Source organism: Halomonas hibernica, from assembly GCF_013183775.1.
Classification (GTDB): domain Bacteria; phylum Pseudomonadota; class Gammaproteobacteria; order Pseudomonadales; family Halomonadaceae; genus Vreelandella; species Vreelandella citrativorans.
In genome coordinates this window covers 197,475-206,845 of record NZ_VIFN01000007.1, presented here as the reverse complement: position 1 = coordinate 206,845, position 9,371 = coordinate 197,475, and the positions used below count along the sequence as shown (strand labels likewise).

The window sequence follows — 9,371 nt, the reverse complement described above, 5'->3', positions numbered from 1 at the left end:
ATCCAGTGTTTTTTTATGCATTATTGTGGACAAAAAATCTATTTTTTCATCATATGTCATTTTTATGCCTTAATGAACTTTTCAAATACTGATGATGCAAGAATCCTCTTGCATATGCAACTGATTAATAAAGGGTTTTTAGTTATGTCCCTAGTTGAACAATCGATGCCATGGAGACACTTCGAGGTGATTCCCCAAGTGGTCCGGGTCGATAAGGAAAAACGCCCAATAGACGCGCAGCCGATTGTGTTCCCCGAGCACTGCCCGGTGTGCGGTTCGGATATCGAACGCGTGTCAGGCGAAGCGGTAGCGCGCTGCTCGGGTGGGCTTTTCTGCGCTGCCCAGCGTAAAGAAGCGCTCAAACACTTCTCCAGCCGCAAGGCCCTGGATGTAGATGGCCTGGGCGTCAAACTGATCGACCAACTGGTAGAGCTGGATTGGGTGAAAACACCTGCCGATCTGTTTCACCTGACGGTTGAGCAATGGCAGAGCTTGCCGCGTATGGGCGAAAAATCGTCCATTAATCTGGTCAACGCGCTGGATAAAGCTCGTCATACGACGCTCGCTCGGTTTATCTACGCGTTGGGCATTCGCGAGGTGGGTGAGGCCACCGCTGCCAACCTGGCGAGCCATTTTGGAACGTTGCAAGCGCTTCAAGCAGCCGAACAGGCAGCGCTTGAGGCGGTCAACGATGTTGGCCCCATTGTGGCGGCCCACGTGCACACCTTTTTCCGCCAGCCCCATAACCAGGAGACCCTGGCTGCCTTGATTGAGGCAGGCGTCACCTGGCAGGAAGCCGACGTTACCCAAGGCCCTACACCGCTAGAAGGCCAAACCTGGGTGCTGACGGGCGCCATGGAAAGCATGACCCGTGACGAGGGCAAGGCTCGGCTACAGGCGCTTGGCGCCAAAGTAGCGGGTAGCGTTTCGAAAAAGACCACGGCGCTGGTCGCCGGTGAAGCGGCCGGTAGTAAGTTAACCAAAGCGGAACAGCTGGGCGTAGAGGTTGTGGATGAAGCCACCTTTATTGAACGCCTTGCGCAGTGGGAGCAGAGCGAATGAGCCGTTTCATTGAAGTACCCGCCCGCATGTTGCCGCCGGAAACCCTCGATGCGTTGCTGGAGGCGTTTGTTACCCGGCAGGGTTATGACACCACCGATACCGGCACGGGGATGAAAGGGTGGGTCGACGAGCTTAAACAGCAGTTGGCACGTAGTGAACTGATTATTGCCCATGACCTCAAGCTTGAAATGACCGAAGTAATGACCCTAGCCCAGTGGCGTTCCTTCGGTCGTGATCTGGCAGATGATGAGGAAGAGGGTGACTACTGACCGCGAATAATCGCGCTGATAATACGCCGCCCGGGATGAAGATGGTCGACCAACTGAGCCTCAAGCGGCATGGGGTCGTCAAGCAGTCGGGAGGCAATAAGCTCGGCGCATAGCGGCGCACTGGAAAGCCCGCGGGAGCCGTGGGCGGTAGATATCCACAACCCTGGGTAGTGCTCCCCGGGGGCATTTGGCACCCGCGAGGCATCTTTTGCCAGCACGGCATAGTCTGACTGCCAGACCGGTGCGTTGGGCACTGGGCCTGCATAGGGCGTTTTATCAGGGCTGGCTGCACGTACCGCCGCACGCCCTTCAAGCGCCTGTGGAGTCAGGTAGGTGCCTGCGCTTTCAAGTTCTGCCACCAGCGCTGGAAGCGTTTGGCGAAGCTCGTCAATATTGCGCTGGTGGTCGGAATCGGTCACTTCGGTAGAAGCATTGTTGGGCACGAAGCTTGCCCCAAACGTAAGCACCCCTTCAATGGCGGGCGACACATAGCCACCGGCGCATACCACCCGCTCCGGGCCTTTTACGCCGGCGGGAAGCCTCACCTCACTGACCTGGCCGCGCACCTGTTGGAGCGGCAGATTGGCCGTCTGAGCATACATATTGGCGTAGTGAGCGCTTGCAATCACCACCTGGTCTGCACTTATCGTATTTCCATCAGCAAGTGCGAGCTGCCAGCGGTCATTTTCACGCGTAAGGGACGTGACATCGCCCTGTTTCAGCGTGATATTAGGCGTTTGGAGTAAGTGCTCACATAACGCTTTGGGCCGCACCCAGCCTGCATGTGGGTAAAACAGGGCGTGTTTGGCTTCAATGGCCACACCGGCTTTCTCACTCAACCCTTGGGTAAGCGGCGACACCACGCTTTCGGGAAGCGAATGCTGCTCGCTAAAGCGCTGCTGGCGCTTGGCCTCTTTCGCGTTGGTGGCCAGTTGCACGACGCCGCAGGGCTGCCAAAGCGTCGGAACCTTTAGCTGATTAAGCCAGCGCTGGCTGTATAAAAGGCCGGAAAGATAAAACCGGCTTTGGTAGTTGGTGTCGGCCGCAAGCTTCACATAAAGCGCCCCTTGGCGATTACCCGAGCCGCCTGCGCCGGGTGCTTCGCGTTCGATCACCGTCACATTAACGCCACGCTTGGCAAGCGCTGCCGCCACGCTGCACCCGGCGATCCCTGCTCCGATAACCGCCACCTGCTGCGTGGGGAGAGGCGCTGGCGGCGTAAACCAGGGCGTTGCCTCACGGCGCTTATCGGTAGGCGGTGTGTCAATCATGCCTGCCAGTATTTCGCGCTTACGCCCGCAGCCCGGGACTTTTTTCCAGCTAAAGCCTGCCGCTTTCAAGCCCCGCTTAACAATGCCCGCACAGGTGAACGTGGCAAAGGTGGCCCCCGGTCGAGAGCGCGCCGCCATGGCTTCAAACAGCTCGGGCTGCCACATTTGTGGATTTTTAGAAGGCGCAAAGCCGTCCAGAAACCAGGCATCGACCTGGCCATCTAACAGCGTCAGCCGCTCGGTGGTATCGCCATAATGCAGATCCAGCGTCACGCGGTCGCTCAGGTGCAGGCGGTGTACGCCGCTAACGGGTGAGGGCCACTGCTCACAAAGCCGCTGTGAATAACCGGCAAGCGACGGCCAGGCGCGTAGGGCGCGCTCAAGCGATACCTGATCCAGGGGATACTTTTCTGTGGATAAAAAATGCAGCCTTGCCCCGGCGGGCGCGTGCCGCTCAAAGCAGGCCCAGGCACATAGCATATTAAGGCCCGTGCCAAAGCCGGTTTCCCCGATCACAAAGGCGCGCGTGTTTTCCCAAGCGGCAAATCGCTCAGGCAAGCGGTTGGTATTTAAAAAAACGTGCTCGGTTTCTTCAAGACCGCCCTCACGGGAAAAGTACACGTCATCAAAATCATCCGAGTGCGGTGAAGTGTCACTCCAGGTGAGTAATGGCGCGCTTAACGCCGCTAAGGGGGGGAGATCAGTAAGGCGTTGAGGCACGCGGATATCCGTAATGACTGAAGTGGTTAAAAAATAATCAATTTGTTAATCAGGGCGCTATCTCTGGCTTAGCGAAAAGCGTCCGCCGGGTTTGCACAGAGTTTTCCACAGGCTCTGTGAATTAGCAGGCGGACCCTCCACACTCGCCCTAATCGGTCAAGGCAAAACTTTCTTGAACGGCTTAACAATTACCTTGGCATAGACACCCGCAATGATGTATGGATCGGCGTCAGCCCAGCCCTGAGCGGCTTCCAAACTGTCGAATTCAGCCACCACCAGGCTGCCGCTAAAACCCGCGTCGCCGGGGTTTTCAGTATCCGCAGCGGGGTGCGGGCCCGCGAGCACCAAGCGGCCTTCATCGCGTAGCGTTTCCAAGCGTGCCAAATGGTCCGGGCGGGCCGCCAGGCGGCGTTCAAGGCTATTCGATACGTCTTCACTAATAATGGCGTAGAGCATGGGGATAACTCCTTAAAAGCATGTAGTAAAGCGCCCTATGCAGCATTGACCGCATCCACATAAGCGCGCACCATGGCGAGCGTTTGTAAATCGTCCCACGCGCAGCGCTGTGAACACCAGGTCTTTTGAACACGGCACATTATGACTGTTCGTGGTAGACATCCCTATTCTGACAAACTCGCCACATGACGTCATGCCCATGCCTCTACTTCCTGCAACGTTACTTCCTGCGGTGTTTGATGCCGATCAGCGCTACACAGCTGACCTGCATATGCACTCAACGGCGTCGGATGGCGCGTTAACCCCCACGGAGTTGGTGTCGCTGTGCGCAGCGCGTGGCCTTACCCACATGGCGCTAACAGACCATGACACCATGGACGGCATCGACGAGGCCGGAAAGGCGGCGGTACAAGCCGGGCTATGCCTGGTGCCTGGCTGCGAGTTATCCACTCGCTGGCAAGGCATTAACATCCACGTCGTGGCGCTGATGCCCGGTGGTCTGCAAGGTCCGCTGGTTGAAGGGCTTGAACAGCAGCGGCTGGCGCGTATTCAGCGCGCAGAAGTGATCGCCGAGCGGTTAGAGAAAGTGGGCCTTAAAAATGCCTTGGAAAAAGCCCGGGAGCAGGCAGGCAGTGACCGCCCGCTAGGCCGACCTGATTTTGCCCGCGCGTTAGTGGCCGAGGGGGTTGTGGCCGATTGGGCCACTGCGTTTAAACGCTACCTGGGCAGCGGTAAAAAAGGCGATGTTAAAGCTCACTGGCCAGAAATCAGCGAAGTCGTCGAGTGGGTGGTGGCCTCTGGTGGCGTTGCGGTGATTGCGCATCCTTTACGCTACGGCTTAACCCGGCGTAAGCGAGGGCAGTTAATGGATACCTTTCAGGCCGCAGGCGGTGACGCGGTTGAATTGGTCAGCGGCCAGCAGAATCCGGATGTCACAAGGGACCTTGCCCGTCAAATGGTCGAGCGTGGGCTTTATGCCTCGTTAGGCAGCGACTTCCACTTTCCCGGCAGCCACGCCGCACCAGGCAGCATGAGCATGGTGCCGCGCACGGCCGCGCCGCCCATTTGGCAGCACCCTCGCTTAGCGCATTTACGCGATGCCCCCGCTGGTCCATTAGCCGCTGCGTCAGCTATGGTATGAGTAAGCGTTTGATAAAAGCGAATACCCTAATGGACTGAAACGCGCCCACGGGCAGGAGCAGACAATGAGCCAATATTTCCAGATTCATCCAGAAAACCCACAAAAGCGCCTGATTGATCAAGCGATCGAGATTATTCGCAAAGGCGGTGTGGTGGCTTATCCCACTGACTCAGGTTACGCGTTAGGCTGTCATCTGGGCGAAAAGAAGGCTATTGAAAAGATCAAGTGGTTGCGCTCGCTGGATGACAAGCACAACTTTACGCTGATGTGCTCGGACCTTTCGGAAATTGGCACCTACGCCAAGGTAGATAATGCGGTGTTTCGGCTGCTGAAAGCACATACGCCAGGACCGTACACCTACATTCTGGATGCCACGACAGAAGTCCCGCGCCTGCTGCTGCATCCCAAGCGGCGCTCCATTGGCGTACGCGTACCTGATCACCGGATTGCTCATGCGCTGCTGCAAGCGCTTGGCGAACCGCTAATGAGCGTTACGCTGATTCCGGTGGGGGAGGATCTTCCCATGAGTGACCCAGAGGAAATTCGTGACCGCTTTGAAGCGCATTTGGACCTGATTATTGACGGTGGCGCCTGCCACCTAGACCCCACCAGCGTCATCGACCTGCGAGAGCTACCGCCCAAAATTGTCCGTGCCGGACGCGGTGACACGGCTCCCTTCGCCAACTGACTTACCCACGCCATGCTCTGGCAGCTGCCAGGCATGGCGCGATCTGTTTATCTGCACTCCCGATGTAAATCTATCGTCACCTTTCATGCCAGTTATACTCTATTTTTATTATTTGAATGACTAATAAAAATAAATTAGGCTAAAAACGCCAAATGTTCATAATAATTTTTTATAAATTGAGTGGAATTCGCTTTCCGCCCGATCATCATAAAAAAATGGAGAGTGCTTAATGACGATGTTCCGTTATCGCAGTGCCGTTATTGCTTCGGCTTTCGCAAGTCTGGCAGCGTTACCTGTGTCTGTTAATGCTGTGGCCAGCGACAGTGCCGCTTGTGAGATGAATGAGTACGCAATGGGGCTTCGCTACCAGCAGCAGGCTGCCGAAGTCATCGCGTTGCAGCGGCAGGGGTTCGAGCTGGCAACGTACCGCTTGAAGGACCAGATAGCTGCCCATGGTGAAGACGCTGAGCTGGCTATCATTACCGATCTTGATGAAACCGTTATTGATAACAGTGCGTTATTGGTGCGCGATATGCAGGCGTGTCACGACTTTACGACTTGGGACACGTGGAAACACTGGGAGCGCGAAGGTGAGCCGAGCCTGATCCCGGGCGCCAGAGCTTTTTTGGAATTTGCTGATGAGCAGGGCGTTGCCATCTATTATGTCTCTGACCGCTATGAGGAAAACAAGTCGGCAACGCTAGCCACTCTGGAGACGTTAGGGTTACCCCAAGTGTCCGAGCAGAGCGTTATGCTGCTGGGGCCGCCCAAAGGCGAGCGTCGGGCCGTCGTGGCCGAGCAGTACGCGCTGGTGATGCAACTGGGCGATACGCTTCACGACTTTTCTGACGTGTTTGCTGGCGTTGAGCTGGAGGAGCAGAAACGGCTGGTAGATGAAAACGCTGAACGGTTTGGGCAGGACTGGATCGTGTTCCCCAATGCGACCTATGGCAGCTGGCGCAACGCTGAGCTTGATGTCTGGCAGGCTCCCTTCGAAGACAATTAAGCAAGACATTAAGCAGAGGCCGCCTGAACCGGCGGCCTTTTTCGCTTGAGGCGATTACATCTCTTCAGTCTGTTTCTCTTTGCGCGGGTCTTCACTGTTTTCATCCAGCCAGGTGCCACAACGAAGGCAGTAGAGTGCGTCTTTTTCGTGACGGTCGTGGCCGCATCCTGGGCACGCTTCATCGGAGTAGCGGTCTTCACGGATAGAGCGGATGACCTGGGCTGAAAAAATGCCGGTAGGCACGGCGATAATCGAGTAACCAATCAGGATGAGAAGCACAGTAATCGCTTTGCCAAGCGCTGTGCCCGGTACGATATCGCCATACCCCACCGTGGTAACGCTGACCACCGCCCAGTAGATCGACATGGGAATACTGGTAAAGCCGCTTTCCGGCGACTCGATGGTATACATCAGCGCGGCAAACATGGTGACAACCATAAAAATACTGCAGAAAAACAGCAGTACCTGGCGCACGCTACGCTTTAATGCTTCGATCAGCAGTCGTCCTTCGCCCACAAATTCCATCAGGCGCAGGATACGGAAAATGCGCAGCACGCGGAGTATGCGAATAATCACCAGCGCATGAAAGCCGGGCATCAGCAGTACCAGCCAGGCTGGCAGGATGGAGATTAGATCGACCACGCCATAAAAGCTTTTCAGATAGATAGTAGGACGTTCAAGGCAGTAGATGCGTACCGCAAGCTCTACGGTGAACAGAATCGTAAAGCCCCACTCCAGGTAGTAGAAAAGCCAGCCATACTCTTGGGAAAACTCCTGAACACTGCCGAGCAGAATGACGGCGACGCTGCCCAAAATCATCACAATCAGCGCAATATCGAATCCCTTGGCAGTGGGCGTGTCGGACTCGAAAATAACGTGAAACAGCTGTGTGCGAAGCCCTTCCGCGGCAGGGGTCAGGTTAAAACTCATGGCGATCCTGATGAAATGAACAATCACTTATCACAGTGATTAGGTCTATGGGCAAACGTGCTTGAATCTATCTAAAACAACGTGAAGGTTAGCTTAGCTCGCGTTGCAGCGCTAAACGATGGGAAAGCGTCAGGAGCGTTACTCCATAGGCAATACGGGGTTGCCCAGTGTCATCTAGCGCTGTGGATAGGTGAGCCACCTGGGCCTTCATGTCCTCGGGCAGTGATGCGTGTTCGGCTAAGCGGGTCAGCGCCTCATGGGTAAGGTTTAGGAACGGGCGCTGCTGGTTGTCGTGGTAGGCATCAAGGGCAAGCGTTGCCCGGTGTAGCCATTCAGCAGGTGTCGTTGCGTTAGGAAGCGGCCACTGTTGGGCGCGCAAGGCGTTACCCCGCGATGCCTTGCTGCTATCAGATGGGCGAAGCGGAACCTGTTCTGCCAGCGCAATCGCCAGCGACCAGAGCGCTTGCGGGTCACCGTTTTTAAGCTCCAGTTCTACTTCACAAATGGGCGTGCGGTAGTCACCACTTTCAATTTCGCCTTCATCCAGTACCAGCTCAATCTGGCTGCCCTGCCAGTCGAGCTGCCAGCTGTATCGAGTAAAGTCGGTGCGCAATATGGGGGCTAGATGCGTTAGTCGTTCTCTGAGCACTTTGTGGGCAGGCCCATTATTGACTGGCTCGTCGCTGAAAGGTGGCAGTGCGGCGAGACCTGTCTGGTCGAGTTCAGCGCATGCGACCGGCCACTCCCACTCCTGGCGGCTGGATAATCCGCCACCCCCCTGGCCCGCCGTTTTTACCGTTTGCAGCACGCGGCCATCAACTTGACGAAGACGCACCGCGATTCGTGCGTTGGCCAGGTCATGGGTCGGTGTGTCGAAGTAGGTATTGGCTAAGGTCTGGATTAACGGTGTTTTTGTGTCGAGCAAAGGGTGGTGCTTGAGCGCCTCAATACTGGCTTGGGCAAGCGCAAGTTTTATCTCTACTTCGATTGGTGTTGCATTTTTCATGACAATAGCCACTCTTAAACGTGAAGTACTGGTTAAATTTTTGCTACCAATATGAAGTTTTCATGACGGCGGCGAGCGCACTCTTTATACTGGCGTCGCCATTTCCAGGCTCCCCCGAAAACAGGCTAAAAGGCTCTATGGTTACCTCCAACCCTTTTTCCGCGATGTTTGGCCGCTCGCCATTCCAGCCGCTGCTGGCCCACATCGTCAAGGCCAATGAATGCGCCGACCAACTGTTACCGTTTTTTGAAGCATCGCTTGCTGGCGATTGGGATACCGCCACTGAGCTGCGTGAAAACGTAACCCGTTTAGAACACGAAGCGGATGTGCTGAAAACGGATCTACGGCTCAACCTGCCCAGCACCATGTTTCTGCCGGTTTCACGGTCTGATCTACTGGATTTGATTAGCGTCCAGGACAAAATCGCCAACAAGGTGCGCGACATTACCGGCATTATGCTAGGCCGTAAAATGCGCGTGCCTGATGAGCTCGCTGATCCGATGCGCGATTATATGGTGACTAGCGTGGCATGTGTGGCCCAAGCGCGCCAGGCCCTTGAAGAGCTGATGGAGCTTTTAGAGTCAGGCTTTGGGCGTAACGTCGCGGATGTTATGAGCAACATGATCCGTGAGCTGCATAACCTTGAACACCAGGCAGACAGTCAGCAGGTGGCCATTCGTCGCCAGCTGTTTCAGCTTGAAAGCCAACTACCGCCCGTCGATGTGATCTTTCTTTACAAGATTATCGAATGGGTGGGTGAAGTGTCTGACCGTGCTGAGCGCGTAGGCAGTCGCTTGCAGATTTTGACCGCACGCTAAGGGA

9 protein-coding genes and 1 pseudogene are annotated in these 9,371 nt (G+C 55.7%); 6 read left to right on the top strand and 4 right to left on the bottom strand.

Annotated elements, in window-relative coordinates; genetic code table 11:
- Positions 1-183: 183 nt before the first annotated feature.
- A pseudogene (locus FKN99_RS12535) lies at positions 184-1,062 on the top strand (helix-hairpin-helix domain-containing protein); the annotation flags it as partial.
- A complete protein-coding gene (locus tag FKN99_RS12530) occupies positions 1,059-1,331 on the top strand; it encodes a YheU family protein (protein WP_172118191.1) in 273 nt (90 codons plus the stop codon). The pseudogene FKN99_RS12535 and the gene FKN99_RS12530, both read left to right, overlap by 4 nt.
- Here the strand turns inward: FKN99_RS12530 and mnmC are convergent.
- Complete coding sequence (gene mnmC / locus FKN99_RS12525) at positions 1,325-3,322, bottom strand: bifunctional tRNA (5-methylaminomethyl-2-thiouridine)(34)-methyltransferase MnmD/FAD-dependent 5-carboxymethylaminomethyl-2-thiouridine(34) oxidoreductase MnmC (protein ID WP_172118190.1); 1,998 nt, start codon at positions 3,320-3,322, stop codon at positions 1,325-1,327. The two genes, FKN99_RS12530 and mnmC, sit on opposite strands and share 7 nt — an antisense overlap.
- Before the next feature lie 156 nt (positions 3,323-3,478).
- Entirely contained in the window at positions 3,479-3,778 is a 300-nt protein-coding gene (locus FKN99_RS12520; protein WP_172118189.1) for a YciI family protein, read from the bottom strand.
- A 199-nt stretch (positions 3,779-3,977) separates the two neighbouring features.
- Between FKN99_RS12520 and FKN99_RS12515 the strand changes: the two genes are divergently transcribed.
- The 3 genes from FKN99_RS12515 (at position 3,978) to FKN99_RS12505 (ending at position 6,613) form a co-directional block, all read left to right on the top strand.
- Positions 3,978-4,919, top strand: a complete 942-nt coding sequence (locus FKN99_RS12515) for a PHP domain-containing protein (RefSeq protein WP_172118188.1) — start codon at positions 3,978-3,980, stop codon at positions 4,917-4,919.
- Between the two features lie 64 nt (positions 4,920-4,983).
- Positions 4,984-5,607, top strand: coding sequence for an L-threonylcarbamoyladenylate synthase (locus FKN99_RS12510; protein WP_087108002.1), 624 nt, complete (start codon positions 4,984-4,986; stop codon positions 5,605-5,607).
- 229 nt (positions 5,608-5,836) lie between these two features.
- The gene (locus tag FKN99_RS12505) at positions 5,837-6,613 is read left to right on the top strand and encodes a 5'-nucleotidase, lipoprotein e(P4) family (RefSeq protein ID WP_172118187.1); all 777 of its coding nucleotides are present in this window, start codon (positions 5,837-5,839) and stop codon (positions 6,611-6,613) included.
- 54 nt (positions 6,614-6,667) lie between these two features.
- Here FKN99_RS12505 and FKN99_RS12500 read toward each other — a convergent pair whose 3' ends face one another.
- Both FKN99_RS12500 and FKN99_RS12495 read right to left on the bottom strand, forming a co-directional pair.
- Positions 6,668-7,543: an ion transporter gene (locus tag FKN99_RS12500; protein ID WP_172118186.1), complete on the bottom strand. Its 876-nt coding sequence runs from the start codon at positions 7,541-7,543 to the stop codon at positions 6,668-6,670.
- A gap of 88 nt (positions 7,544-7,631) precedes the next feature.
- Entirely contained in the window at positions 7,632-8,549 is a 918-nt protein-coding gene (locus tag FKN99_RS12495; protein ID WP_172118185.1) for a CYTH domain-containing protein, read from the bottom strand.
- Between the two features lie 137 nt (positions 8,550-8,686).
- Between FKN99_RS12495 and FKN99_RS12490 the strand changes: the two genes are divergently transcribed.
- On the top strand, positions 8,687-9,367 hold the full coding sequence (locus FKN99_RS12490) for a TIGR00153 family protein (protein WP_172118184.1): 681 nt from the start codon (positions 8,687-8,689) through the stop codon (positions 9,365-9,367).
- Positions 9,368-9,371 lie beyond the last annotated feature (4 nt).